Raw genomic sequence first — 25238 nt, forward strand, 5'->3', positions numbered from 1 at the left:
AGGATCAGCCTCGACCGTATGAGACAGAGAGCCGATGGTGAGGACGATGACGTCTACCGAATCGAAAGCGCGCGCACAGATCGGTGATCTCATCACCGTCCAGGGCCGTCGCGTGCACGTCCGCCAGGACGGCCCCTACGACGGCAAACCCGTACTGCTGCTGCACGGCTTCGAAGGCTCGGTGCACTGGTGGGACGCGGTCACCCCGCTGCTGGCGGACACCTACCGGGTGATCCGGGTGGATCTGCTCGGATTCGGTTGCACCGGAGGCGAAGCCGGATTCGGCCAGGACGGTCAGGGCAGTATGCTCGCCGCCGTCCTGGCCGAACTCGGCGTCGCCAAGGTCGCGGTCTGCGGCCACTCCTGGGGTGCGGACGCCGCCCTCGCCGTGGCCGCGCGCTCGCCGCGCATTACCGAGATCATCATCCTGGACCAGGCTCCGGACCTGAGCTACCTGCACGTTCCGGCCATCACCCCGGTACTCACCCTCGGCCCGATCGCGCGGTTCATCCAGCGCTTCGCCCCCGAAACCATGGTGCGCCAGGCACTTCGGGAGGGCTTCGCGCCCGGCTTCAACACCTCCGGCATCGTCCCGAGCATGCGCCAGATGATCCAGGATCACCGCGCCATGTCCTGGCGCGCCTATCGCGAGGTCAGCACCGTTCGCCGCCGGGCACTGGCCGCCGACCCGCTGGACCGCCAGCTCCGCCGATTGGCCCTGCCCACCCTGGTCATCCACGGCCGCCTGGACTCCATGTACGACTGGGCGATCACCCGCGATCGCTACACCACCGCGGGCGCGCGCTTCGAGCTCATCGACACCGCGGGCCACAGCCCCAATGTCGAGACTCCGCAACGTTTCACGGAGATTCTGCGCGAGTTCCTGGTTGCCCCAACCGCTCCCACGCCGATCGGCGACTGACTCCACCCCCGCGTTTTACAGGTCTCCGACTCGACCTGGATCGGCTTCAACTATCCCGCCAATCTGACCGGCCAGCCCGCCGTCAGCATCCCGGCGGGCTACACCGAAGGCGGTCTCCCGGTGGGTCTTCAGATCATCGGCCGCCATCTCGACGATGCCGGGGTATTGCGCCTGGCAGCCGCCTTCGAACGTGTCGCGCCCTGGTCACAGCATCGGCCGCCGACGGCCCCGCGGCAACTCGCCGCGGAGGTCCGGCCGATGCCGTAGCAGCGATCATTTCGGGCGAACACGGCGGAGCGTAGGCTGGCGAAACCTGCATGAGGATCGACCAACCAACCTCTACCGAAGGACGGCCGATGTTCAATCAGTCCGACCTGTCGACGCTCATCTCCGCCGCGCCGGGGCGCGGTGTCTCCATTTATCTGCCCACGCACAACAGCGGTCCGGACAAACGTCAGGACCCGATTCGGCTGCGGAATCTGCTCACCGAGGCGCACGCGAAGCTCGTTGCCGACGGGCTCGGCAAACGTGCGGCCGATACCCTGCTCGCCCCCGGTACAGCCCTGCTCGACGACTATCCGTTCTGGCAATATCAGGATCAGGGGCTGGCGCTCTTCCTCGGCGCGGACGGCTCCCAGTACCGGTTCACGGTGCCGCTGACCTTCACCGAACAGGTGCATATCGAGCCCGGGTTCTATGTGAAGCCGCTGCTGCCGCTGCTCTCCGCGGATGGCAAGTTCGCGGTGCTGACCCTGACCGCCGACGGTGCGACGCTGTACGACGGCTCCAAGTTCGCGCTCGCCCGGGATCACGCGGCCGAACTGCCGGGCGGCCCGACCGAGAACCTCGACGACGATAAACAGAGCCGCGTGCTGGCCAGCCCCACCGCCCGGCCGCATACCGGCGGCAAGGCCACCACCTCGACGCAGGCGTACGGCGAAACCTCCACCGACTGGCGCAAATCCGTCCTCGCCGACTGGGTCGGCAAGGTCGCCTCCTCGGTCGAACGGCGCCTGGCGGATCAGGCCATTCCCCTGGTCGTGATCGCCGATCCGGAGCTGTCCGGCCAGTTCAAGAAGCGCAGCACACTGGGTCCGCTGCTGATCGGCACGGTCGAGAAGAATCCGGCCGCGCTCGCCAATGGCAACCTGCACGACACCGCCTACCAGGTGGTACGGCCACACTTCGAGGCCGGTGAACGCGCCGCCCTGGAGCGCGCCGCGCTGCTGCTGGCGGACGGTCCGACCAAGGTGGCCGTCACCATCGGCGAGGTGGTGCGCGCGGCCTTCCAGGGCCGGGTGGACGCGCTGCTGCTCACCGATGGCGCGGCGGAGTGGGGTCGCTTCGACGAGATGACCGATGCCGTCGAAACCCATTCCGAGCCGGGCACTTCGGTGATCGACCTGACCGAATACGCGACGGTGAAGACGCTGGAGCACAAGGGCGCGGTCTACCTGCTGCCGCCCGAGGCGCTGGCCGGATTGTTCCGGAGCGAGGTCGCACCATCCTCGGTCGCGGTGCTGCGCTACTGATCCTCGACGAGGGAATCCCGCTGCGCCCGTAACGAATTCACCGGGCGCGGCGGGGTGGCCGGACGCACCGCGCGCAGCCGGAGCAGACCCAGCGCGCAACCGCCCGCAATGGCCAGTGCCGCCCACCCGGCGACCGGATTGTGTTCGGTGGCGGGCGATCGGTACCACAGGTGCGAATATCCGATCAGGTTGTCGTTCGCACCGCGAATCGCGAGCACCACCGACGGGACGAACAGCACCGCGATCCCGACCACGCGATTCTGGATCAGGCGCGGAGGTGTCGCCCCGTAGCTGTAGCCCGCGATCGCGGCCAGCGCCACCGCCCCGATCGACGGAACCAGTTGCCCCGTATCGGAGATCGGCGCCACCGCGGCGAAGAAAGCCAGCGCCCCGACCAGGCCGATCGCGGCCAGCGGAGAGCGCCACCGGTCCCCCGCCCACAGGCCCGCGGCCACCGCGACGAGCAGGATCGGCAGCACCCAGCTCGGCCGGGGCGCCGCCACAATGGCGCTGGCGGCTGCCGCGTAGGCGACCCCGATCAGCACAATGCTGCCGTCCCGGCCGGTGAGGATGAAGGCCGACATCATCGTGATGAGCACGGTTGCCGCCACCGCCATGATCGCGGGCAGGGTGCCGACCCGATGTCCCGCGAACCACTCCGCGGCAAGCAGTGTCGAGCCGGAGATAATGGCCGCCGCGACCACCGATCCGAAGGGCGCGTCCCGGTCCGGTACCAACTCCACCCGCCGCCGCTGATGCCAGCAGGTCGACAGAATGATCAGCACGACCACCACGACAATCGACCACAGCGGCGGGGAGTCGTTGCCGAGCCCGCTGGAAGTGCTGTCCGCACTGGGTAATTCGGTCAGGTCACCGAGTACGGCGCTCGCGATCGCGCCCAGCATGAACGCCGTCCCCGTCCGTCGCTTGCGCAGGACAGCCGCACCGATCAATCCGAGCAACACACCGCCGAAGATGGAGTCGATGTAGTTCACCGTGGTCAGCGACAGATCGGTGTCGAGGTTTCGGCTCAGGACGGCATTGGCCAGCAGCGCCACACCGGTGAGGGCGGCGGCGATCCAGGTGAGCCGGGTATCGCCGAGTGAGACCGCGAGCACCACGGCCACCACCGCCGAGATCGCACCGGCGGTATCGGCGCGCGGCACGTTCACCACCAGCAGATATTGATGCAGCGCCGAAGTACCGGACACCCGGGCGAAGTCCACGGGCATCATGACCGACAGGCCGGCGACCGCGGCGGCAAGGAACGCGGTCACCACTTCCACGAGGTCGCGCAGACGACGCACCCTCACAACATACTGCGCTGTCTTCATTTTGCGGTGCAGGGTTGCGGTTTCAGTAGCCAGAGGTACGCTCAGAAATGAGTCCGCTCATTTTTCCAGGCAATCCGGAGGTGTCGCATGACCGCCCCGCAGCGATCTACCCAGGTCGGACGGCGTGCACGCGGTATGCAGGATAAGCAGAGTCGCATTTTCGATGCCGCAGCCGAACTATTCGCCGAACACGGCTTCGCACGGGTTACCACCCAGCAGATCTCCGATCGCGCGGATATCGCCGCGGGCACCCTGTTCCGATACGCCTCCTCCAAGGGCGAACTGCTGCTCATGGTCTACAACGCGGATTTCCGGACCGCCCTGGACCTCGCGGAACATCGCGCCCGCGCACACGACGATCCGGTGGAGACGGTGCTGGAGATCATTCGGCCGACCGTGCGCGCCGCCGCGCGCAATGCCGAGAACACCATCGCGTATCAGCGCGAACTGCTCTTCGGCACGGCGAGTGAGAAATACCGTGCCGAGGGACTGGCCCTGGTCGCCCGGATGGAGGCCATGATCGCCGACCGGCTCGCCGTCGACGCCCGCGCGCGGGGACTGGATTCACCTCGGCTGGAAGAGTTTTCCCGCTTGGCCGGCCGCAGCGTCTTCGCGGTTCTACATCTCACCCTGGCCCGCCCCGCGACCGGGGCACATCCGGGCTACGACCCGCTCGCGGACCTGCGCGCCCAAATCGCGCAGATTGTCGCGGGCTTCTTCGCGGCGCTGCACGCTGCCGCCAATTCCGAACAGAGGAGAGACAATTGAGCATCGATATTCACAAGGTGACCGTGCTCGGCACCGGAGTGCTGGGCTCGCAGATCGCGTACCAGACCGCGTTCAGCGGATTCGAGGTCACCGCCTACGACATCAACGACGACGCCTTGAAGGCCGCTGGCGAACGCTTCACCAAACTGGCCGCCGTCTACAAGAGCGAGGTCGACGGGGCGGGTGACGGCAAGGCCGATAGGACCGCCACGAGTATCACGCTGACATCCGATCTGGCACAGGCGGTTCGGGACGCCGATCTGGTTATCGAGGCCGTGCCCGAGGTGCTCGCCATCAAACAGGACACCTACGAAAAGCTCGGCGAACTCGCCCCCGAACGCACCATCTTCGCCACCAACTCCTCCACCCTGCTGCCCAGCGCCATGGTCGAGTTCACCGGCCGGCCGGATCGATTCCTGGCGCTGCACTTCGCCAATCAGGTGTGGAAGTTCAATACCGCCGAAGTGATGGGCACGCCCGCGACCGATCCGAAGGTCTATCAGGCCGTGGTCGACTTCGCCGCCGCCATCGGCATGGTGCCCATCGAATTGCATAAGGAGAAGGCGGGTTACGTCCTCAATTCGCTGCTGGTGCCGCTGCTCAATGCCGCCATGGATCTGAGCGCGAACGGCTACGCCGAACCGGAAGCGGTGGACAAAACCTGGCGGATCGCCACCGGCGCGCCCATGGGACCGTTCCAGATTCTCGACATCATCGGCCTGACCACGCCCTACAACATTCTCGTCAATGGTGACGAGAACGGTAAGGCGCTCGCGAAGTGGTTGCAGGACAACTACATCGGCAAGGGCAAGCTCGGCATCGCCAGCGGAGAGGGCTTCTACAAGTACTCCGCGTGACGGCTCCGCGCGTCATCCGCCCGAAGTTCGAAACCAGGGATAGGAGTCATATATTCTACAGCAGTGGCAATTACGAAGCCTTCACCCGACCGCGCAAGCCCGAAGGGGTGGACGCCAAAACGGCCTGGTTCGTCGGATCCGGTCTCGCCTCGCTGTCCGGAGCCGCCTTCCTCATCCGTGACGGTCAACTGCCGGGCAACAGGATCACCATTCTGGAGGAGCTGAAGCTTCCCGGCGGCGCGCTGGACGGTATTCGTAAACCCAAGAAGGGCTTCGTCATTCGCGGTGGACGCGAAATGGAGAACCACTTCGAATGCCTGTGGGATCTGTATCGCACCGTCCCGTCCATGGAGATCGACGGGGCCAGCGTCCTGGACGAGTTCTACTGGCTCAACAAGGACGATCCGAACTTCTCACTCCAGCGCGCCACCATCGAACGCGGTCAGGACGCGCACACCGACGGCCTGTTCACCCTGAATGACAAGGCGCAGAAGGAGATCGTGAAGGTCTTCCTGGCCACCCGGGAGGAGATGGAGGACAAGCGCATCGACGAGGTCTTCTCGAAAGACTTCCTGCGGAGCAACTTCTGGCTGTACTGGCGCACCATGTTCGCCTTCGAGGAGTGGCACAGCGCCCTGGAGATGAAGCTGTACCTGCACCGCTTCATCCACCATATCGGCGGGCTGCCGGACTTCTCGGCGCTCAAATTCACCAAGTACAACCAGTACGAATCACTCGTGCTGCCGCTGTACCAGTGGCTGCTGGAGCAGGGCGTCACGTTCAAGTTCGATACCACCGTCACGGATGTGGATTTCGACCTGAGCGCGAAACGTAAGCAGGCCAAGCGGATTCACTGGGTCTCCGAGGGCGTCGAGGGCGGCGTCGATCTCGGTGCGGACGATCTGCTGTTCATGACGATCGGCTCACTCACCGAGAACTCCGATGAGGGTGATCAGCACACCCCCGCCAAGCTGAATACCGGACCCGCACCCGCGTGGGATCTGTGGCGCACGCTCTCGGCCAAGGATCCGGCCTTCGGCCGACCCGAGGTCTTCGCGGGCGATATCGAGAAGACCAAATGGGAATCGGCGACCGTCACCACGCTGGATCAGCGTATCCCCGAATACATTCAGAAGATCTGTAAGCGAGATCCGTTCAGCGGCAAGGTCGTCACCGGCGGCATTGTCACGGTGCGGGATTCGAGCTGGCTGATGAGCTGGACGGTGAACCGGCAGCCGCACTTCAAACAGCAGCCCAAAGATCAGATCGTGGTGTGGGTCTACTCGTTGTTCGTGGATGTGCCCGGCGACTATGTGAAGAAGACCATGCAGGAGTGCACCGGCGAGGAGATCACCCAGGAGTGGCTGTACCACATGGGTGTTCCGGTCGCGGATATTCCGGACCTGGCCGCGAACGCCGCCACCTGCGTACCGGTGATGATGCCGTACGTGACCTCGTTCTTCATGCCGCGCAAGGCCGGTGACCGGCCGAATGTGGTGCCCGAGGGTTCGGTGAACTTCGCCTTCATCGGACAGTTCTCCGAAACCAGCCGGGACTGCATCTTCACCACCGAATACTCGGTGCGCACCGGTATGGAGGCGGCGTATCAGCTGTTGAATATCGAACGCGGCGTACCGGAGGTCTTCAACTCCACGTACGACATTCGCTCGCTACTGGCGGCGACCAGCAGGCTGCGCGACGGTAAGACCATCGATCTGCCCGGGCCCGAGATCCTGCGCAAGCGAATCATGCAGCGCCTCGACGCCACCGAGGTCGGCGAACTGCTCACCGAGTTCGGCTTGGTCTCCGAGAAATAGGCTGTCCGCCCTGGGATTTCGGCGGGTCGGCGTGCTCAGTGCACGCAGGCCCGCCATATCTCCGCCGCCTCGAGCAGCTGGGTGCGCACCCGCTCGATATGCGGGCGGGCCGACCCGCCCACCCGGCGCGCCAGATATACGGTATTGATCGGCGAATCCTCCGGATCCAGCAGTGTCACAATGGATCCGGCATCGAGCTCGCGCGCGCACAGATATCGCGGCAGCACCGAGATCCCCGCACCCGAGACCACCGCGGCGAGCACCGCGCGCAGATCCGGAATCACCAGGGCCGGTTCGGCTTCCAGACGGGTGTCGAACACATGCCGCCAATAGCGCCGCAGGATAGGCAGATCCGCCGCATAGCTGATGAGCGGAACGCCCGTGAAGTCATTGCCGCACAGGCGATCGATATCGACCTTCGCCGCCACCTGCGGGGCGGCCACCAGCACGAACTCCTCATCCGCCAGCGGATCGGCGAGTACGGTGCGGCCGCGCGGGCGAATGGTGGAGAGCACCAGATCCAGCTTGCCCAGGCGCAGATCGGTGAGCAGGTCATCGGCCAAGCCGGTGGCGATGGTGAATCGGATGCCCTGTGAGATGAGCGGAGCCAGCGCGGGCAGGGTGAGCGCGGCGAGCAACTCCGCCGGACCGCCGAGCAGTACCGGCGGCTCGGGGGTGTCATCCTGCGGTGAGTCGCCGACCACGGATTCCAGTGCGTCGAGCGGATTCGCCACCCGGGCGGCGAGATCATGGGCGGCGGCGGTCGGGGTGACCCCGCGGGGCAGCCGTTCGAAGAGCGGGCCCAGTCTGCGTTCCAGGGTCTGTATCTGCGTCGTCACAGTGGGCTGGGAGAGGCCGACCTGGGTGGCACCCGCGGTGAGCGATCCGGCCCGGTAGACGGCGAGGAATGTGCGGAGCTGCGCCAAATCCACGGAGCCATCGGTCTGCCTATGTCTCATATAGGCGAGTCTATTGGTCGATCTATGTTCGCGCACCTACGGTGGATCTCGACAACCTGACATTTCGCATACGGAGTGTCAGTTCATCGCAAGCGACCGTTCTGAGCGAGGAGCATCATGGCCAAGGTCTTGTTCGTCATGACCGGCGTCGACCATTGGACGCTGGCCGACGGCACCCGGCACCCGACCGGGTACTGGGCCGAAGAGTTCGCCGCGCCCTACGAGGCATTCACCGCGGCCGGGCACGACATCGTGGTCGCCACCCCCGGCGCGGTGGTGCCGCCCATCGATCGTGGCAGCCTCGCCCCCGACGCCAACGGCGGTCCGGAGGGCGCCGAGAAGATCGCCGAAACCCTGCGCAAGGCAACCGAATTGAGCCATCCCATCGACCTCGGCGCGGTCGATCTCGCCGAGTACGACGCGGTCTACTATCCGGGCGGGCACGGTCCCATGGAGGATCTGGCCGTCAATGCCGTCTCGGGCGAATTGCTCAATGCCGCATTGGCTTCGGGCAAACCGCTCGGCGTGGTGTGCCATGCCCCGGCCGCACTGCTGGCCACCGCCGATGCCGATGGCAAATCGCCGTTCGCGGGCTATCGCATCACCGGCTTCACCAATGCCGAGGAAACCCAGGCCGGATTCGCGGACAAGGCCAAGTGGCTGCTCCAGGATCGACTCGTCGCACTCGGCCTGGATTTCCAGGCCGGTGCGCCGTGGGCCCCGCATATCGAGGTCGATCGCAATCTCTACACCGGGCAGAACCCGGCCTCCTCCGCCCCGCTGGCGGCGGAGCTGCTGAAGGCGCTCTGAGCCCGATGGCCGACCGGACCGCCGACGTACTCGACGCCACCCTGCGCTGCCTGCTGCGGTACGGGGCGCGGCGGACGACCATGGACGATATCGCCTCCGAGACAGGCGTTTCCAGGTCGGCGGTCTATCAATACGTTCGCAATAAGGACGATGCCGTGCGGCGGCTCGCCGATCGCCTGCACGCGACCGCGATGACCGCCGCGCGGGAGGCCGCCGCCGCACCTGTTCCGCTGGCGGACAAGGTCTTCGGCATCGCCTCCGCGAAAGTGCTACTGGCATCGGGACCTTTCGCGGATTCACCGCACGCCGCGGAGCTCATCGACGAGCAGGCCCGGCTCTGCGGGGATATCTGCCGCGCCTTCACCGAGGATCTGCACGGACTGCTCACCGGCGTCCTCACCGACGCGGGCCGGGAACGCCCCGCCGACTCCGCCGGAATCATTCTCGCCACCACCATCGGCCTGCTGTCCATGGGCCGCACCGATCTACTGCGCACCGCCACCGACGCCCTGCTTGCCGGGCTCGATACGAAAACACTTGAAGGAGAACAACAATGACCGTCGACAGCCGTGAATGGCGTCTGATCGCCCGCCCGCACGGCGAGCCCAAGCCCGCCGATTTCGAGCTCGCCACCGTAACGCTGCCCGATCCCGCGCCCGGACAGGTGCTGGTGCGCAATGACTGGCTGTCGGTGGATCCGTACATGCGCGGGCGGATGAACGATGCCGAATCGTATATCCCCCCTTTCGGTCTCGGTGAGGCCATGACCGGTGGTGCGGTCGGCACCGTCATCGCCTCCGCCGCGGACGCTGTGCCCGTCGGCGCGGTGGTCAGCCACTTCTACGGCTGGCGCGAGTACGCCGTGCTCGATGCCGCCGCCGTCCAGGTGGTGAATGCCGAAATCGCGCCCGCCCAGGCGTATTTGGGCGTGCTGGGCACCACCGGCATCACCGCCTACGCCGGTCTCACCGAGGTCGCCCCGGTCAAGGCCGGTGATGTCGTCTTCATCTCCGGCGCGGCCGGTGCGGTGGGTTCGATCGCGGGACAGGTCGCCAAGCGGCTCGGCGCGGCCAAGGTGATCGGCTCGGCCGGTGGTCCGGCCAAGACCGCGCGCCTGCTGGAGGAGTTCGGCTTCGATCACGCCATCGACTACCGCGAGGGAGATCTGGTGGGGCAGTTGGCCGCCGCCGCGCCCGAGGGGATCGACGTGTACTTCGACAATGTCGGTGGCGATCACCTCGATGCCGCGCTGGTCGCCATGAATCTGCGTGGGCGCATCGCGCTCTGCGGGGCCATCTCGGTGTACAACGACACCGAACTCGCCGCCGGGCCGAGTCATCTGCCGCTGGCCATCGGTAAGCGGATCAACCTGCGCGGTATGAACGTCACCGATCATCTGCACCAGGCGCCGGAGTGGATCGGCAAGGCGGCCGGTTGGCTCGCCGATGGTTCACTGCGCGCGGAGGAGACCGTGGTCGACGGTATCGATCAGGCCCTGGATGCCTTCACCGCCATGATGAGCGGCGCGAATACCGGCAAGATGCTGGTTCGGTTGCCGCACAACGGATAACGATCCGTCAGGAACTCCGGTCGGCCCGGCATCGGTCATCGATGCCGGGCCGTTTCGGTTACCCGCGCCGGGTCACTTGCGGTGGGCGCGGAGCTGATAGATCCCCTCGGTCTCCGCGACGACCACACCATTGGCATCGGTGACGACGGCCTTGAGCACGAAGTCCGACTTACCCTTCAACTCGGCCTCCTCCGCGATGCGCGCGATCTCGGACTCCGACAGCTCGGCCACCGCGGTGACATCGGTGGCGGCGGGCTTGCGGAAGTAGATGTGCAGATCCTTGACCAGCGGGTAGTACAGGGCGCTGTCGAAGCTGGCGACGGCGAGCGCACCGCCCAGAATCTCCGCGACGGTGAACAGGACTCCGGCGTACATGACACCGAAGTGGTTGCCATTGCCCTCGACCGGAACCTTGGTGGCGGCGTAACCGGGGCGGACCTCGGTGGCCTGGACGCCCATCTTGTGCGCGATCGGGATCGTGAATTCGAGCGCGCCGTTCACGATCTCGTTCAGCGGCGGGGTGGCGTCATTCGCCATGCGGGACCTCCCTGTCTCACTTACTGGCAGCATGCCAACAGGACAAATCATCGGGGTAAGGGCTCGGCGCGCGCAAGTCCCACGGTCGGCGCGGCGGTGAGACCGGCCACAACCCAGCAAATCCGACCGGTCGGATACCTAGGATGCGACTTGTGTCTATGACGTATTCATCCGCCGAGCGGGCCTACCGCGCGGTCAAGGAACGCATCCTGAGCGGGGAACTCCCCGGGGGCGAGCTGATCAGCGAGGGCGAGATCGCCACCTCGCTCGGCACCTCGCGGACTCCGGTGCGCGAGGCCTTCCTGCGATTGGAGACCGAGGGGTGGATGAAGCTGTACCCCAAGCGGGGTGCGCTGGTGGTGCCGGTGCCCTCGCACGAGGCCGAGCATGTGACACAGGCGCGGTACGTGGTGGAGACGGGCGCGGTCCGAGCCCTCGCCGAGTCCGATCGATCGGCACTCATGATCCGGTTGCGCGCCTGTCTGGAACGCCAGCGCGCGCTCGCCGCCACCGGTGACCTCGATGAATTCGCCGTGGTCGACGCCGACTTCCACCGCGAATACGTGGTAGCCGCGGGCAACCCGCTACTCGCGGGCTTCTACGATTCGCTCCGCGAACGCCAGCGCCGTATGAACAGCGTCGCCCTGCGCCGCGGCGAGATCGAAACCGATCGCATCATCGCCCAGCACGCCCGCCTCGCCGACCTCATCGAATCCGGCGACACCACCGGCTTCGCCACCGCCCTCGCCCAGCACCTGATGGACGTGCACGGCGTGACCCTGAGAGGGCTGTGATGACGAGCGACTCCCCCTTCAGCCCCAGACCCCCACGCGGCAGCACCCCGAATTCTCCGGGCGCTCCCGCCGATTCGTATCGCGGCCTGCCTGATTCACGTCCGGCGGATTCACGCCGTGGCCTGACAGATTCACCGCACGAACCAGCGGATTCACGGGGCGGCCCGGCGGATTCACCGGCCGAGCACGAGGTGTCGGGTGGTGGCGCCGCCACCGCCGTTCTCACCCGGCCTACCGCGGCCGTGGCTCGCGACCCCCGCGCGTGGTTGAGCGTGGCCACGGCGATCTTCGCGATCGCCTGGGGTGGAAACGAATTCACGCCACTGCTGGTCATGTACAAACGGGACGGCTTGCCGGTCACCACCGTTGATCTGCTGCTGTTCGAGTACGTGCTGGGGATCGTGCCCGCGCTGTTGATCGGTGGGCCGCTGTCGGACCGATACGGTCGCCGACCGCTCATGCTCCCCGCGCCGGTGATCGCCGCATCGGGATCACTGCTGCTCGCCTTCGGATCATCTTCCGTGCCGATGCTATCCGCCGGACGCGTGCTCTGCGGTGCGGCGCTCGGGCTGGCGATGGCGGTCGGCAGCAGCTGGCTCAAGGAGTTGTCGCAGCCGCCATTCGCGGCCGAAACCGCCTCCGGCACCGGAGCGCGACGCTCGGCCATGAGTCTCACCGGCGGCTTCGGTGTGGGCGCGGGTGTGGCAGGGGTGTTGGCACAGTGGGGGCCGCTGCCGGACTCCCTCCCCTACCTGATCAATGTCGGGCTGTGCCTGGTTGCCGCCGCATGGATTCTCCGGGCTCCGGAAACCCTGGTGCCCGAGCCGACTACGAGGCGATTGACCGAGGACCTGAAGATCCCCGCCGTGGCGCATCGCCGCTTCCGACTGGTCGTGCTGCCCGTCGCACTATGGCTGTTCGCCTGTTCCGCAACGGCTTACGCCATCATGCCCACCCTCATGATGCCGAAGGTGCACGGTGCGCCCATCGCGTTCTCCGCGCTGATCACCGTCACTACGCTGGGCTGCGGTTTCGCCATTCAATCAGTGGCCCGCCGCCTGGATCGCCCCGGCACCATCCGCCTCCCCGCCCTGGCACTGACCCTCGTCGCCACCGGAATGGGGCTCGCCGCGGCAGCCTCGGGCCCACTCACGCTCTGGCTCACCATCGCCACCGCCATCGTGCTCGGCCTCGGTTTCGGCATCGGGCTGGTCGCCGGACTTCTGGAGATCGAACGCATGGCCCGCCCCGATGATCTCGCGGGCCTGACCGCCGTCTTCTACGCGGTCAGCTACCTCGGCTTCGGCCTCCCCGCCCTCATGGCAATGCTCCACGACAGCACCGGCATCGGCTATCCGGCCATGTTCACCATGCTGGCGGTAGCCGCGGCGGGTTGCCTCGGACTCGTCGCGCGTTGCCGCCGCAGCTGAAACCCGGCCGCCCGAGGAGATGATCTCGCGGGTTCGGCGTCCCGGTCGGCCTGGTGACGCCGCACGATGGCGCCGGAATCGGATACCCGGCCATGTTCACGATCGTGGCGGGCGCGGCCGAGACCCGCGCCGGGCGTTCGGAGTCTTTCGGAGATCGCATCGCGGGCCTTACAGTCGTTGCAGATGCGGTGACCGCGCGCACATCGGCGCGGGAGTGGAGTAGTCGTCGTGAACCTGTGGGACCAGATCAATCAGCCCGTGACGTACGCGGTCCCGTTCTTCGTGCTCGCCCTGGTCGTGGAGATCTTCTCGCTGCGCGCGCACGGCGACGAGCGCACCGGATATGAGCGGACCGATGCCCGCAACAGCCTGATCATGGGCGCGGTCTCGGTATTCGTCAGCGGTGCGGCGAAATTCGTGGCCTTGCTCGGGTACGCGGTGCTGTACGTGCACGCGCCGTGGCAGGTGGATCCGCGAAATCCGCTCAGCTGGGTCGCGGTCATGCTGGCGGTGGATGTGCTCTGGTACGTCTACCACCGCACCTCACATCGGGTGCGGGTGGTGTGGGCGGCGCATCAGGTGCACCACAACAGCCGGTACTTCAACTATGCGACGGCGCTGCGGCAGAAGTGGAATCCGTGGTTCGAACTGCTGGCCTGGATTCCACTGCCGCTGCTGGGCGTCCCGCCGTGGATGGTGTTCACGGCGTGGTCGTTCAATCTGATCTACCAGTTCTGGGTGCATACCGAGACCATCGGCCGACTGCCGCGCTGGTTCGAGTTCGTCTTCAATACGCCCTCGCACCATCGCGTGCACCATGCCAGCGATCCGGAGTATCTGGACCGCAATTACGGCGGCATCTTCATTCTGTGGGACCGCCTGTTCGGCACCTTCCGCGCCGAAACCTTCCGTCCCACCTACGGTTTGACCAAGAACATCGAGAGCGCCAACGTCTTCACGCTGCAGTACTACGAATTCGGCGCGCTGTGGCGGGATCTGCGCTCCAGCAGGCGGATTCGGGACTGGGTCGGTTACGCCTTCGGTCCGCCCGGCTGGTCGCCCGGGGACAGGTGGGTGTCGAAGAAGGCGAAGACGCGCCGCCAGGCATCGGATGTGGCCTCGGCGTTGTAGCCCAGGCCCAGGACCTTCAACAGCGGCTGCCCGGGATGGTTGTCGGCGAACGAATGCCCGGATTTCGGATAGGTCTTCACATCGTGCGGCACCCCGGCCTCGGTCAGGGTGCGCTCGAGCTTCGGCCCGCGTCCGATGTTCTGCGGATCACGCCGACCGTAACTGGCCACGATCGGGCAGGACCCGCGCAGTATCTCGTCGTAATTGCCGCGGCCCGCCGGATAGAACGGCGCGGCGGCGTCGAATCCCTCGGTGGCGGCGAGCAGCGCGAACGCACCACCCAAACAGAAGCCCGCCACCGCGACCTTGCCGGTACAGCGCGGATCGTTCATCAACTGCGCGCGGGCGGCGAGAATATCGCGTACCGGGGTGCTATCGCGTTTATTGGCCAGGAGATCGCGGATCATCCCCGGCACGCACCGAACCTTGCCGCGCGAGAACAGGTCCGGTGCGATGGCGAGATAGCCGTGGTCGGCGAGCATGCGGGTGGATCCCTGCACGGCGCTGCCGATTCCGAGCATGTCGTGCAGCACCACCACCCCGGGCCACGGCCCGTCCCCGGAGGGTGTGGCGAGATAGGCCTCGATGGGCCCGTCGGGCGCGTCCAATTGCATTGAGCTCATCGACGAGCCCCCTCCGCGGTCTGCGAACACCGAATGATGACTGCTGCGGATCCTAGTGCGTCTGGGACGATTTCTCCGGGCTTAGCTCTCGATTGGCAACCCCGCCTCGCTCCAATCCTGAATGCCTTCACGGTATTTGCGGACATTGGTGTAGCCGAGTCGCTCCAGTGCGGTGGCGACGCTCTGGCTGTTGGCGCAGGCGGGATTGGAGCAGTAGGTGACGATGGCGGCGGCCTTGTCGGGGAGCAGTTGGGGCGCGCGGGCGTCCACTTCGGACTCGATCAACGGGAGCGCGCCCGGCAGATGCGCCTTGTCGTAGTACTCACCGCCGAGGGCGTCCAGCACCGTCACGGTCCCGGCCTCGATCTCCTTGGCGAGTTCTTCGCGAGTGATCAACGTGGTCATGGGTTTTCCTTTCCCGAGCACAAAAGTATGTGCGTGTGCACGCTACTACTTAAGTGCGCGCGCACGCAACCGGTTATGCTGAGCCGGTGCCACCGAAATCCCACCCCGCCGTCAATGCCTGGGCCGCCCTGCTCCAGGTACACGCCAAACTGGTCCCGGAGCTGGACGCCGAACTACGCCGCGCCACCGGCCTACCGCTGAGCTGGTACGACGTCCTGCTGGAACTCGATGGGCCGCAACGCTTGCGGATGAGCGACCTGGGTGACCGGGTGGTGCTCAGCCGCACCCGGGTGAGCCGCCTGGTCACCGAACTGGAATCGCGGGGACTGGTGCGGCGTGAATCCAATCCCGATGACGGCCGCTCGGCCTTCGTGAGCATTACCGACCAGGGTCGCGAACGCTTCCGCGAGGCCGCGCCGCATTACCTGGCCGGTATCGAGCGGCGGTTCGGCGGGCAACTGGCGCGGGGTGAGTTGGAGACGGTCGCCGCCGCCCTGAACAAGGTGCTTTCCCCCGCTGACCTGCCTGATCCGGCGCCGGGCAAGACCGACTGAGTCGCCGTGACACGCTGACCGACCAAGGCCCGAGAGTTCGACGCGTTCAGAGTCGAATAGTTGCCCCGCCGGTGACGACCGGGAAGGGTGGTCGCGGACCCATCCATTCAGACGGAGGAGACATTCGTGCGTTTCGGCATTTTCATCCCGCAGGGCTGGCGGCTGGATCTGGCCGGTATCGATCCGGCCGCACAGTGGGGCGTAATGCGCGACCTCGCCCAGCGCATCGACGCCAATCCGGACTGGGAATCGCTGTGGGTCTACGACCATTTCCACACCGTGCCCCTCCCCACCGAAGAGGCCACCCATGAGGCGTGGACCCTGATGTCCGCCTTCGCCGCGAGCACCTCGCGGGTGCGCCTGGGCCAGATGTGTACCGCCATCAGCTACCGCAACCCCGCCTACCTGGCCAAGGTCGCCGCCACCGTGGATCTCGTCTCCGGCGGTCGCGTGGAAATGGGCATCGGCGGCGGCTGGTACGAACACGAGTGGCGCGCCTACGGCTACGGCTTCCCCTCCGCCGGTGAGCGTCTCGGCCGTCTCGACGAGGGCGTGCAGATCTTCAAACAGGCCTGGACCACCGGTTCGGCCACCCTGAATGGTAAGCACTACCAGGTCGACGGCGCGATCGTGCGCCCACTTCCCTTGCAGGAGGGCGGAATTCCGATCTGGATCGCGGGCGGCGGCGAGAAGGTGACGCTGCGTATCGCGGCGCAGTACGCGCGGTACACCAACTTCTCCGGCGATCCGACGGAGTTCGCGCACAAGTCCGACCTGCTGCGTGGACACTGCGAGAAGGTCGGCACCGACTTCGAATCCATCACCCGCAGCTCCAATTTCAATACCCTCGTGGGTTCGACCGAGGCCGAGGTGCAACAGCGCCTCACCGAACTCGAGGCCCGCCTGGCGAAGGTGATCGGCGCGGATCAGGCCAAGGGACACGTGGAGAGCCTCTTCCGCAACAGCCCCGGCGTCGGCACCCCCGAGCAGATCATCGAGAACATCACCCGCACCAAGGATCTCGGCCTGACGTACAGCATCCACTACTTCCCCGAGATCGCCTACGACACCTCCGGCCTCGAACTCTTCGAACGCGAGGTGATCCCCGCCCTGCGCTGAATCGAAGCCCGGCTACCGCGGCACCGTCACCGGATCGGCGCAGCTGGCCAGCGCGTCGACGAGTGAGCACGCCTTGGGGTCGCGGGTCGGGCGGTAGTCGGCCGGGACGCCGTTGCCGGCGGTGATGGCCGTGTACGCGGGGACGGCGTCGGTGGGCTTGCGAGTGAGCGTGGGGTCGGTCAGCACGTCCACCGTGTAGAGACCGAATCGCGGTGTGTAGGAACCCCATTCGTAGTTGTCGGTGAGGCTCCAGTAGTTGTAGCCGATGACGTTCATACCGTCGGCGGCGGCGCGCTGGACCCAGTAGACGGTGTCGCGGAGGTCGTCGGCGCGGGTGTAGCCGTCGGCCCGCGGCATACCGTTCTCGGTCGGCATGCCGTTCTCGACGATGTAGAGCGGCTTGCCCGGGAAAGCGCGCGAATAGTGTTGCAGCGCATAGTAGATGCCGTCGGGCTGCAAGGAGTTCTGCCACAGTTCGTTCGAGATGGCCCGCATATCGTCGGGTGACATGCCGTAGTAGTAGTCGATGCCGATGTAATCCAGCTTGGCCGCGATCGCGTTCATGAGCGGACCGTTGATCGCGTCCTCGGCGGTCGGGACGTAGGCGACATTGCTGGTGACCATCGCGCCGGGCTGCACACCGTGGATATAGTCGTAGATTCCGTTGTGCGCCTGCGCGATCCGATCCGTCATGGCCGGAATATCCGCGGCCGATATGCCGCCGTGCCGAGTCTCGTTGAGCATGTACATGACCGGCTCGTTGAAGGTGACCCAGAGCGGGTTGAAGTGCGCGTAGCGATCAACCACCGTGCGCGCGTTGGCAAGCCAGTCCGACACGATGCCCGGATTCCGCCAGCCACCACGGTCGACCTCCCAGCCCGGGAACACCCAGTGATCGAGGGTCAGCATCGGCCGCATACCCGCCGCGGTAATGGTGGAGATGACCTCGTCGTAGAACTTCAGCCCGTTCTCATCCCACACCCCGGGCTGCGGCTGTACGCGCGCCCATTCGATGCCCATGCGGTACACCTTCACGCCCAGGTTCGCGGCGAGCTGGATATCGGACCGGAAGCGCGAATGGAAGTCGATGGAGTCGCGATACGGGTCCTCGGTCTTGCCCGCCGCCACATACCGCGACCAGTTGCTGTCCGGCGCGTCACCCTCGGACTGGAACCCGGAGGCGGCCACACCCCACAGGAAGTCACTGCCCAGCGGCGCGAGCTGCGTCGGCGGCGCGGGCCGGGCGGAGGCCGGGGCGTTGCCCAGCACCAGGGCGGCGGCGACCAGGGCGGCGGGGGCGAAATATCGAGGACGGATACGCATCGGAACCGGATTCTCCTTCGCTTGTGCGCGGCAATGGCCGCATTGAAAACCGTACATCGCTCGGTTTTGAGTGACAAGGAGCCCCTCCCGGGGCTCTACACTCTCTGCGTGGTGAAACGGGGACCCTATGGCAAGGGCATCGAACGGCGGGAGCAGATCCTCGACGCCGCGCTGCGCACCATCGCCGAACGCGGCTTCTTCGCCACCTCGGTCGCCGAACTGGCCGAGGCGGTCGGGCTGAGTCAGGGCGGGCTGCTGCACTACTTCGGCTCCAAGGAGGAGCTGTTCGTAGCTGTGCTGCGCCGACGCGACGAGGCCGATCTATCGGCCGCCGCCGACCGCACGCCGGAGGCCCTCATCGAGGTGGTCCGGCGCAATGCCCAGGTGCCCGGACTGATCGAACTGTTCACCCATATGCAGGCGGCCGCCGCCGATCCCCGGCATCCCGCACACTTCTATATGCGGGAGCGGTATCGCATAGGTCTCGAAGGCTTCTCGACCTCGCTGCGCGACATGCGCGATGCCGGAAAGCTACCCGCGCATGTCGACCCCGATGCCGCCGCCGTAACCCTTTTCGCCCTCGCCGACGGCCTGCAATCGCGCTGGCTCATCGATCCGAGCTTCGATATGGCGGCACATTTGGAACTGTGCTGGCGCAATCTGATTCGCTGATCAGCCGATCCAGGCCGCGATGGCCAGGAAGGCGCAGATCAATACGAACAGGATGCCCATGAGCGGGGCGATGAACTTGACGTAGCGGTCGTAGCGCACCTTGGCCAGGGCGATACCACCGGTGACCACGGCGGTGGTGGGGGTGACCAGGTTCGCCCAGCCGGAGGCCGACTGCCAGGCCGTAACCACCAGGGACCGTGGGACATTCGCGAAATCGGCGAGTGGGGCCATGATCGGCATGGCGAGGGTGGCGTGGCCCGAGGTCGATGGAATCAGGAAGGCCAGGGGCACATTCACCAGGAAGACCGCGACCGCGAAGACCGCGGAGGAGGTGCCGGTGACCACGCCCTCGAGAGCGTGCAGCACGGTGGCGGTGATCTGGGTGTTGTTCATGATCACGGTGACGCCGCGGGCCAGCACGATCACGATGCCCGCGCCGACGAAATCGCCGAAGCCCTTACCGACCGCCTCGGACATCCTGCTCTCGCCGAGGCCACCGACCAGGCCGATCACCACCGCGCCGACCAGGAAGAGCGCGGTCAGCTCCGGAAAGTACCAATCCAGTTCCCAGCCGAAGGATTTCGCGTCCGGACCATTGATGACCGTGGCCCAGGGGATGATCGCGAAGATCATGAAGGCGAAGGTGAGACCGACCAGCCACAGCACCAGAATCTGGCGCTTGGTCAGCGGATCCGGTTCGTGGTCATCGGCTTTCACCTCCCGATCGCCGGGTTGCCAACCGGACCACGACTTCTCGGGATCGTTCTTGACCCGGCGCGCGTACCAGAGCACATAGGCGACGGTGACGGCCGTGAGCACCACCAGCATGGCCAGGCGCAGCACAATGCCGTCACCGATGGGCACATCCGCGGCCGAGGAGGCGGTGCCGGTGGCGAACGGGTTGACCGTCGAACACAGCACGCCGACACCCGCACCGGCGATGATCGCGCCGACGGCGGTCATGCGGTCATAACCCAATGCCAGGGTCAAGGGCACCAGCAGCGCGTAGAAGCCCAGGGTCTCCTCCGCGAAACCCTCGACCGTGCCCGCGATGGCGAAAACCACCATGATGCCGACGATCAGCAGGAACGACCGGCTGCGCAGTTTGTATGCCAGCCGCCCGATTCCGCTGTCCAGCGCACCGGTGGCGAAGGCGACGGTAATGAACGCGCCGACCGCGAGCACGAAGAGGAAGACCGCCGCCGCACCGTAGAGCGCGCCGGAGCTGTCGGGTGCGACCTGCCCGTTCTCACCCTGGATCCCATAGAGCCCATTGATCGGCGCGAGGAACAGATCGCGCATACGCTCGCCGAAATTCTTCGCACCCTCGATGCGGTGATAAGACCCGGCGATGGTGTGGCCCTTATCGTCCACCTGGTACGCGCCCGGCGGAATCACGAAGGCCGCCAGCCACACCGCCACCGTGACGCCCGCGAGAATCGTGTAGGTGGAGGGGAAGCCGCGCTTCTTCTTGTGCCGGGCGGGTTCGGTCCCGGATGCCGGACCGGCCACCGTGGTGTCGCTCATTTGCGCATCCTGTTCGCGAACAGTTGGAAGAACTCGGCCTCGGCGAGAGCGGTATTGCTCAACTCGCTCAACAGGACTCGCTCATTGAAGCCGTGCATATTGCATTTGGAGTCCTCCGCGCCGATCATGATCACCTCGGAGTTCGGATTGGCGGCGGCCATGGAGTTGGTGAGTGGAATCGAACCACCCATGGCCGAGTCCACCACCTCGGTATTCCACGCCTTGCCCATGGCCTCACGCATGGCGGCGTAGGCGGGACCGCTTGTGCCGGCGGCGAATCCGGCTCCGACATCGCCGCCGGTGACGGTGAGTTCGATACCGTAGGGCTTGACCTTCCTCAGGTGTTCGATGACCGCGCGCTGGCCCTCGGCCGGATCCTGTTCGGGATGCACGCGCACGTTCAGATACGCCTTGGCGTACGGAACCACCGCCGACGCGGCGGTTTTCACCGGCGGTGCGTCCAGTCCGATGACCGTGATGGCGGGTCCGTACCAGATGCGTTCACCGATCGGTCCGGTGCCCAGCAGCGGCATTCCCGGTGCCATACCGGTGATTTCGGCGAACTCGGCATCGGTGTAGTTCGCGCCGGTCCATTTGTCCCGGCGCAGTCCCTGGACCGCCACATTGCCATCGGCATCGTGCAGGGTCGCGAGCCCGGCCACGAGCGCGAGCAGGGCATCCGGGGCCGCACCGCCGAACTGACCGGAGTGCACCGGAGCCGCGAGTGTGCGCACCTCGACGAAAACGTCTGCGACACCGCGCAATGCGGTGACCAGGGTGGGTGTGCCCGCCCGAATATTGCCCGCGTCGCAGATGAGCAGGGCGTCGGCCTGGAAGAGATCCGGCTTCTCACCCGGATAGTCGTCGAAGCAGGAGCCGTACTCCTCCTGCCCCTCGATGACAATGGTGACGCCGACCGGTGGCTTACCGCCGTAGGCCCGCAGTGCGCCGATATGCGCGACCACGTTGGCCTTGCAGTCCGCGGCGCCGCGCCCGTAGATCGCGCCGTCCTTCTCGGTGGGTGTGAATGGTGGTGTGTTCCAGAGGCTTTCATCACCCGAGGGTTGAACGTCGTAGTGCCCGTACAGCAGTACGGTCGGCGCACCGGGCGGTGCCGGAATGCGGCCGTAGATAACCGGGGAGGTGTCCGGCAGGTTCAGTACCGAAATATCATCGACACCGGACTTCCGCAATTCTTCCGCTACGAGATCGTGCGCCCGCCGCACATTCTCTTTCGGATACTCCGGGAAGGCAATGGAGGGGATTGCGACGAGCTGCTCGAGCAGAGATTTCAGCTCGGGCATGAGGTCGCCGACAGTGCCACGCAGGTCCTGACGCAGATCCATTACGCTATAAAACCATCCCACATTGCCGGATCAGCGAATTTGTGGCGATCTTTGCTCAATGGAGACTTCGTGTCGCGGCAGGGCGCTACCGCCCGCCCCAACCGACCGCGGGCACCGGTCAGACGCCCGCTCGAATCGCGCGCAACGGCACGGCGGCACAGACCACCACCTACGGCCCGGTGAAAGGCGTCCGGCGCGATACCGGACTGGATCGCGGCGCTCACCTGGGTGCGCGACAATATCGCGGCCTTCGGCGGCGATCCGGCCAAGGCCACCGTGGCGGGACAGTCCGCCGGTGGCGGTGCGGTATGGACCCTCATGGCCGCACCATCGGCGAAAGGTCTTCTCCGCGCGGACATTTCGGCCTCGGGCGCGGTATCGCAGCCCAATGACCGGGCCACCGCGATGGCGCTCACCGAACTGTTCACCAAGCGCACCGGCCTGCCCGCCACCGCCGCCGCGCTGAAGGACCTGTCCGGCAACCAGATTCAGGATCTGGAGGACAAGTTGCGCGAGATCGGCCCGGACAGCGGCTCAGCCCTGGCCCTGGCGCCCTTCGCCGATGGCAGCACCATTCCGCTCGCCACCCCGGAGCTTTTGAAATCCGGTGGAGCAACCGATGTTCCACTGCTGCTGGGCTTCACCCGCGACGAATTCAACGCCATGACCCAGGATCAGCCGGTCGCCGATGCCGCCCTGCCCGCCGCGTTCGCCGCAATGGGCTTGCCGCCCAGCGATATCGCCGCCTTCCGCACCGCGTACCCGACCGACAATGCCGCCCAGCTGCTCGGCCAGGCACAGAGCGATCTACTACTGCGCGCGCCCTCGTTCAAGCTCGCGGAGGATCGCGCGAATCGCGATCAGCCGACCTGGCTCTACGAATTCACCTGGGCCTCGGATGCGCCGAGGTTCAAGGGCGCCTCCTTCCACCGCCTGGATGTGCCGTTCGCCTTCGACTGCCTCGAGGCACCGGGCGTGACCGCGGTCGCGGGTGACAATCCACCCCAGTCGCTGGCGGATGCCGTGCACGAATCGTGGGTGTCCTTCATCACCAATGGCGATCCGGGCAATGCCTGGCCGCGCTACACCACCGAGCAGCGGCAAACCATGATCTGGTCCGAATCGCCGCGGGTCCAGGCCGACCCCTTCGCCGCTCAGCGCGCCCTTTGGCTACGCTGAGCGGTCATCGGCGGCCGGGATAACCGGCCACCAGCCCAACCCCCGCCCACGACGAATATCCACCGGCGAGCGTTACCGGTCCGCACACCGGGTATGCCACCGTTCGTGTACGGCAATGGCAAACTGATGGCAACTCCGAATCGGGGTGTCGAGACGGATGGGTGGTTCCATATGCTCGGATTTCGCCGGTGGGCCGTGCCCGCCGTGGTCGTGGCCACGCTGGGGATGTCCGCCGCACAGGCGCAGGCGGATCCGGGTGACACCCGGGCGGCGCTCGGCGGCGGATCCGGGATTGTGCTGGGGCGGGCCACCAAATGCAGTCTCACGACCATCGGTCACGATGCGGCCGGGCGATTGGTCGGTTTCACCGCGGGACACTGCGCCGAGGCCGGAACCCCGGTCCGCGGTGAACTCTTTCCCGATGCCGGAGTGCTCGGTGTCGTGCGTACCTCCGATGCGGAGTTGGACTACGCCGTGATCGAATTCGATCCGGCAATGGTGAGCCCGCTGCGCACGGTCGGCGCGACCACCATCACCGGTATCGGTGAACTGCCCGCGACCTGGGATGTGGCCTGCCAGAACGGTCGCACCAGCGGATTCGCCTGCGGCACAGTGTGGTCGGCGGGTCCGGGCGGGTTCATCGATCAGGCGTGTTCCAGTTACGGCGATTCGGGCGGGCCACTGACCATCGGCGATCAACTGGTCGGGCTGGTCTCCGGACCGCTCATCAACGACACCGTCGGTCTGCGGTTCAGCTGCACCAATCCCGGGAATCCCCTGCACTCCCCGGTGATCGCGGTCTCCTTCGACTCGGTGCGGGCCGCCGTGGACGCCGGTAAGGGCATCGGCTCGGGCTTCCAGCCGATCTGACGGACTCGCGAAAGTCGGTTGCTTCTCGAAAGTCAGTGTCCGGTCAGCACATTCAGCGTCCGATCGATATCGGCCTCGGTGTTGTAGAGATGACAGCCCAGGCGCAACCGACCGGCGCGGACGGCCCCGATCACCCGTGCCGCCCGTAGCCGATCCAGGGTCTCGGGCGTGACCTCCAGCGAGACGACGGCCGAATTGCCCACGGGCAGACCGAGTCCCGTGCGCAGTCGATCGGCGAGCGCGACATTGTGCCGGTGGATGTTCTCGATACCGGCCGACAGCACCAGTTCCAGGGCCGGGAGTTGGCCGAGCCAGGCGGGCCACACCGGCGATACATCGAAGCGGCGGGCGTCCTCGGCCAACCGCAGTGGCGCGTCATAGACGGTCTCCCACGGCTTGTCACCGGCGTACCAGCCCGCGGCGAGTGGGCGCAGGGTATCGAGCGCGGCCTCGGTCCCGGCCAGGAAGGCAGTGCCTTTGGGACCGAGCAGCCATTTGAAACCCACACTCACCACCCAATCGGCCCCGGTGTCATGCACCGGAACCCAGCCCGCCGCCTGGCTCAGATCCAACAGCACCCGCGCACCGTTCGCATGCGCCGCGGCCACCACGGCCTGTGCGTCCCCCACATAGCCGTCGGCGGATTGGACCAGGGCCACCGCGACGACATCATCGTCGGGGCGTACCGAGGCGGCCAGCTCGGCGATCGGCACGATCCGCACCCGCAGATCCCCTCGCGCGAGGAAAGGCCAACTGACGGAGGTGAATTCGTGCTCCGCGAGCAGGACCCGCGCACCCGCCGGAAGACTCGCGGCCACCAAGCCGACGAACGGCGAGACCTGACTGCCGATCGCCACCTGATTGGCCGGAACCCCGGCGATCCGGCCGAAGGCGGTACGGCAGTCCAGTACCGTCCGATCGATATCGGGTATCTCGAATTCGCCGCTCACCCGGCCGCGTTCGGCCGCCTCGACCGCCGCGAGGGCGGCCTTGGGCATCAGTCCGTAGCTGGCGGCATTGAGGTAGGTGACCGTCGGCGCGAAAGCGTCCCGGACGGTGGCGGGGAGCACGGGGGCGGGCGCGGTAGTCATCTTCCCAGTCTGGGCGCACCGCGCCCGGTGCGAAATATCCACCGGTGCCGGAACTGGCATGGTTTCGG

Annotated in this window: 25 protein-coding genes and 1 pseudogene; 17 read left to right on the top strand and 9 right to left on the bottom strand. The window is 66.3% G+C overall.

Going from position 1 to position 25238, the window contains the following annotated elements; translation table 11 throughout:
• Positions 1-46: 46 nt before the first annotated feature.
• From OHB26_RS04310 to OHB26_RS04320, 3 genes and pseudogenes are all read left to right on the top strand, one after another.
• The gene (locus OHB26_RS04310; protein ID WP_330182941.1) at positions 47-922 is read left to right on the top strand and encodes an alpha/beta fold hydrolase; all 876 of its coding nucleotides are present in this window, start codon (positions 47-49) and stop codon (positions 920-922) included.
• A 36-nt stretch (positions 923-958) separates the two neighbouring features.
• Positions 959-1189, top strand: a pseudogene (locus OHB26_RS04315) (amidase family protein); the annotation flags it as partial.
• 89 nt (positions 1190-1278) lie between these two features.
• Entirely contained in the window at positions 1279-2454 is a 1176-nt protein-coding gene (locus OHB26_RS04320; RefSeq protein WP_330182942.1) for a baeRF3 domain-containing protein, read from the top strand.
• Here OHB26_RS04320 and OHB26_RS04325 read toward each other — a convergent pair.
• The gene (locus tag OHB26_RS04325; protein WP_330182943.1) at positions 2448-3761 is read right to left on the bottom strand and encodes a hypothetical protein; all 1314 of its coding nucleotides are present in this window, start codon (positions 3759-3761) and stop codon (positions 2448-2450) included. The genes OHB26_RS04320 and OHB26_RS04325 overlap by 7 nt on opposite strands.
• 114 nt (positions 3762-3875) lie before the next feature.
• Between OHB26_RS04325 and OHB26_RS04330 the strand changes: the two genes are divergently transcribed.
• The 3 genes from OHB26_RS04330 to OHB26_RS04340 are packed head-to-tail and all read left to right on the top strand — an operon-like array spanning position 3876 to position 7230.
• Complete coding sequence (locus OHB26_RS04330) at positions 3876-4556, top strand: TetR/AcrR family transcriptional regulator (protein WP_330182944.1); 681 nt, start codon at positions 3876-3878, stop codon at positions 4554-4556.
• Positions 4553-5413: a 3-hydroxyacyl-CoA dehydrogenase gene (locus OHB26_RS04335; protein ID WP_330182945.1), complete on the top strand. Its 861-nt coding sequence runs from the start codon at positions 4553-4555 to the stop codon at positions 5411-5413. Before OHB26_RS04330 ends, OHB26_RS04335 begins: the two co-directional genes overlap by 4 nt.
• A 50-nt stretch (positions 5414-5463) precedes the next feature.
• Positions 5464-7230 (top strand): oleate hydratase, encoded by a 1767-nt coding sequence (locus tag OHB26_RS04340; protein ID WP_330185490.1) that lies wholly within the window; start codon positions 5464-5466, stop codon positions 7228-7230.
• A 35-nt stretch (positions 7231-7265) separates the two neighbouring features.
• Here OHB26_RS04340 and OHB26_RS04345 read toward each other — a convergent pair whose 3' ends face one another.
• Positions 7266-8189 (bottom strand): LysR family transcriptional regulator, encoded by a 924-nt coding sequence (locus OHB26_RS04345; RefSeq protein ID WP_330182946.1) that lies wholly within the window; start codon positions 8187-8189, stop codon positions 7266-7268.
• A gap of 117 nt (positions 8190-8306) precedes the next feature.
• On the opposite strand from OHB26_RS04345, the gene OHB26_RS04350 reads away from it, so the two are divergent.
• Genes OHB26_RS04350 through OHB26_RS04360 form a run of 3 tightly spaced genes read left to right on the top strand, consistent with a single transcriptional unit; the run spans position 8307 to position 10569 of the window.
• The gene (locus OHB26_RS04350) at positions 8307-8999 is read left to right on the top strand and encodes a type 1 glutamine amidotransferase domain-containing protein (RefSeq protein ID WP_330182947.1); all 693 of its coding nucleotides are present in this window, start codon (positions 8307-8309) and stop codon (positions 8997-8999) included.
• 5 nt (positions 9000-9004) lie between these two features.
• Positions 9005-9556: a TetR/AcrR family transcriptional regulator gene (locus tag OHB26_RS04355; protein ID WP_330182948.1), complete on the top strand. Its 552-nt coding sequence runs from the start codon at positions 9005-9007 to the stop codon at positions 9554-9556.
• On the top strand, positions 9553-10569 hold the full coding sequence (locus OHB26_RS04360; protein ID WP_330182949.1) for an NADP-dependent oxidoreductase: 1017 nt from the start codon (positions 9553-9555) through the stop codon (positions 10567-10569). Before OHB26_RS04355 ends, OHB26_RS04360 begins: the two co-directional genes overlap by 4 nt.
• 72 nt (positions 10570-10641) lie before the next feature.
• On the opposite strand, the gene OHB26_RS04365 is transcribed toward OHB26_RS04360, so the two are convergent.
• On the bottom strand, positions 10642-11106 hold the full coding sequence (locus OHB26_RS04365; RefSeq protein WP_330182950.1) for a PaaI family thioesterase: 465 nt from the start codon (positions 11104-11106) through the stop codon (positions 10642-10644).
• 158 nt (positions 11107-11264) lie between these two features.
• Here OHB26_RS04365 and OHB26_RS04370 point away from each other — a divergent pair, with 158 nt between their 5' ends.
• The 3 genes from OHB26_RS04370 to OHB26_RS04380 all read left to right on the top strand — a co-directional run bounded on the left by OHB26_RS04370 (position 11265) and on the right by OHB26_RS04380 (position 14461).
• Positions 11265-11900 (top strand): GntR family transcriptional regulator, encoded by a 636-nt coding sequence (locus OHB26_RS04370; RefSeq protein ID WP_330182951.1) that lies wholly within the window; start codon positions 11265-11267, stop codon positions 11898-11900.
• Positions 11901-12142: 242 nt separating this feature from the next.
• On the top strand, positions 12143-13330 hold the full coding sequence (locus tag OHB26_RS04375) for an MFS transporter (RefSeq protein WP_330185491.1): 1188 nt from the start codon (positions 12143-12145) through the stop codon (positions 13328-13330).
• Positions 13331-13558: 228 nt separating this feature from the next.
• The gene (locus tag OHB26_RS04380) at positions 13559-14461 is read left to right on the top strand and encodes a sterol desaturase family protein (protein ID WP_330182952.1); all 903 of its coding nucleotides are present in this window, start codon (positions 13559-13561) and stop codon (positions 14459-14461) included.
• Here OHB26_RS04380 and OHB26_RS04385 read toward each other — a convergent pair.
• Both OHB26_RS04385 and OHB26_RS04390 read right to left on the bottom strand, forming a co-directional pair.
• The gene (locus OHB26_RS04385) at positions 14362-15084 is read right to left on the bottom strand and encodes a dienelactone hydrolase family protein (RefSeq protein WP_330182953.1); all 723 of its coding nucleotides are present in this window, start codon (positions 15082-15084) and stop codon (positions 14362-14364) included. The genes OHB26_RS04380 and OHB26_RS04385 overlap by 100 nt on opposite strands.
• An 81-nt stretch (positions 15085-15165) precedes the next feature.
• The gene (locus OHB26_RS04390) at positions 15166-15489 is read right to left on the bottom strand and encodes a rhodanese-like domain-containing protein (RefSeq protein ID WP_330182954.1); all 324 of its coding nucleotides are present in this window, start codon (positions 15487-15489) and stop codon (positions 15166-15168) included.
• 86 nt (positions 15490-15575) lie between these two features.
• On the opposite strand from OHB26_RS04390, the gene OHB26_RS04395 reads away from it, so the two are divergent.
• Together OHB26_RS04395 and OHB26_RS04400 are read left to right on the top strand one after the other, a co-directional pair.
• Positions 15576-16043 (top strand): MarR family winged helix-turn-helix transcriptional regulator, encoded by a 468-nt coding sequence (locus OHB26_RS04395; RefSeq protein ID WP_330182955.1) that lies wholly within the window; start codon positions 15576-15578, stop codon positions 16041-16043.
• Positions 16044-16169: 126 nt separating this feature from the next.
• Complete coding sequence (locus OHB26_RS04400; protein WP_330182956.1) at positions 16170-17162, top strand: LLM class F420-dependent oxidoreductase; 993 nt, start codon at positions 16170-16172, stop codon at positions 17160-17162.
• A gap of 12 nt (positions 17163-17174) precedes the next feature.
• On the opposite strand, the gene OHB26_RS04405 is transcribed toward OHB26_RS04400, so the two are convergent.
• Positions 17175-18485, bottom strand: coding sequence for a family 1 glycosylhydrolase (locus OHB26_RS04405; RefSeq protein ID WP_330182957.1), 1311 nt, complete (start codon positions 18483-18485; stop codon positions 17175-17177).
• 108 nt (positions 18486-18593) lie between these two features.
• Between OHB26_RS04405 and OHB26_RS04410 the strand changes: the two genes are divergently transcribed.
• Positions 18594-19157 (top strand): TetR/AcrR family transcriptional regulator, encoded by a 564-nt coding sequence (locus OHB26_RS04410; RefSeq protein ID WP_330182958.1) that lies wholly within the window; start codon positions 18594-18596, stop codon positions 19155-19157.
• Here OHB26_RS04410 and OHB26_RS04415 read toward each other — a convergent pair whose 3' ends face one another.
• Both OHB26_RS04415 and OHB26_RS04420 read right to left on the bottom strand, forming a co-directional pair.
• Entirely contained in the window at positions 19158-20684 is a 1527-nt protein-coding gene (locus tag OHB26_RS04415) for a YfcC family protein (protein ID WP_330182959.1), read from the bottom strand. It lies immediately after the preceding gene.
• On the bottom strand, positions 20681-22030 hold the full coding sequence (locus OHB26_RS04420; protein WP_330182960.1) for a M20/M25/M40 family metallo-hydrolase: 1350 nt from the start codon (positions 22028-22030) through the stop codon (positions 20681-20683). The genes OHB26_RS04415 and OHB26_RS04420 overlap by 4 nt, the downstream gene beginning before the upstream one ends.
• A 228-nt stretch (positions 22031-22258) precedes the next feature.
• On the opposite strand from OHB26_RS04420, the gene OHB26_RS04425 reads away from it, so the two are divergent.
• Together OHB26_RS04425 and OHB26_RS04430 are read left to right on the top strand one after the other, a co-directional pair.
• Positions 22259-23209 (top strand): carboxylesterase family protein, encoded by a 951-nt coding sequence (locus OHB26_RS04425; RefSeq protein ID WP_442942850.1) that lies wholly within the window; start codon positions 22259-22261, stop codon positions 23207-23209.
• A gap of 171 nt (positions 23210-23380) precedes the next feature.
• Positions 23381-24079 (top strand): hypothetical protein, encoded by a 699-nt coding sequence (locus OHB26_RS04430; RefSeq protein WP_330182961.1) that lies wholly within the window; start codon positions 23381-23383, stop codon positions 24077-24079.
• A gap of 32 nt (positions 24080-24111) precedes the next feature.
• Here the strand turns inward: OHB26_RS04430 and OHB26_RS04435 are convergent, their stop codons facing one another.
• Positions 24112-25170: an aminotransferase class V-fold PLP-dependent enzyme gene (locus OHB26_RS04435; protein WP_330182962.1), complete on the bottom strand. Its 1059-nt coding sequence runs from the start codon at positions 25168-25170 to the stop codon at positions 24112-24114.
• Between the last annotated feature and the right edge of the window lie 68 nt (positions 25171-25238).

The organism is Nocardia sp. NBC_01503, assembly GCF_036327755.1.
Lineage (GTDB): Bacteria > Actinomycetota > Actinomycetes > Mycobacteriales > Mycobacteriaceae > Nocardia.

Excerpts from the sequence above, each read along its gene's own strand:
- OHB26_RS04310 (WP_330182941.1), top strand. The coding sequence starts at position 47 with ATGACGTCTACCGAATCGAAAGCGCGCGCACAGATCGGTGATCTCATC.
- OHB26_RS04320 (WP_330182942.1), top strand. The coding sequence starts at position 1,279 with ATGTTCAATCAGTCCGACCTGTCGACGCTCATCTCCGCCGCGCCGGGG.
- OHB26_RS04330 (WP_330182944.1), top strand. The coding sequence starts at position 3,876 with ATGACCGCCCCGCAGCGATCTACCCAGGTCGGACGGCGTGCACGCGGT.
- OHB26_RS04345 (WP_330182946.1), bottom strand. The coding sequence starts at position 8,189 with ATGAGACATAGGCAGACCGATGGCTCCGTGGATTTGGCGCAGCTCCGC.
- OHB26_RS04350 (WP_330182947.1), top strand. The coding sequence starts at position 8,307 with ATGGCCAAGGTCTTGTTCGTCATGACCGGCGTCGACCATTGGACGCTG.
- OHB26_RS04355 (WP_330182948.1), top strand. The coding sequence starts at position 9,005 with ATGGCCGACCGGACCGCCGACGTACTCGACGCCACCCTGCGCTGCCTG.
- OHB26_RS04360 (WP_330182949.1), top strand. The coding sequence starts at position 9,553 with ATGACCGTCGACAGCCGTGAATGGCGTCTGATCGCCCGCCCGCACGGC.
- OHB26_RS04365 (WP_330182950.1), bottom strand. The coding sequence starts at position 11,106 with ATGGCGAATGACGCCACCCCGCCGCTGAACGAGATCGTGAACGGCGCG.
- OHB26_RS04370 (WP_330182951.1), top strand. The coding sequence starts at position 11,265 with ATGACGTATTCATCCGCCGAGCGGGCCTACCGCGCGGTCAAGGAACGC.
- OHB26_RS04385 (WP_330182953.1), bottom strand. The coding sequence starts at position 15,084 with ATGAGCTCAATGCAATTGGACGCGCCCGACGGGCCCATCGAGGCCTAT.
- OHB26_RS04390 (WP_330182954.1), bottom strand. The coding sequence starts at position 15,489 with ATGACCACGTTGATCACTCGCGAAGAACTCGCCAAGGAGATCGAGGCC.
- OHB26_RS04405 (WP_330182957.1), bottom strand. The coding sequence starts at position 18,485 with ATGCGTATCCGTCCTCGATATTTCGCCCCCGCCGCCCTGGTCGCCGCC.
- OHB26_RS04415 (WP_330182959.1), bottom strand. The coding sequence starts at position 20,684 with ATGAGCGACACCACGGTGGCCGGTCCGGCATCCGGGACCGAACCCGCC.
- OHB26_RS04420 (WP_330182960.1), bottom strand. The coding sequence starts at position 22,030 with ATGGATCTGCGTCAGGACCTGCGTGGCACTGTCGGCGACCTCATGCCC.
- OHB26_RS04430 (WP_330182961.1), top strand. The coding sequence starts at position 23,381 with ATGCTCGGATTTCGCCGGTGGGCCGTGCCCGCCGTGGTCGTGGCCACG.
- OHB26_RS04435 (WP_330182962.1), bottom strand. The coding sequence starts at position 25,170 with ATGACTACCGCGCCCGCCCCCGTGCTCCCCGCCACCGTCCGGGACGCT.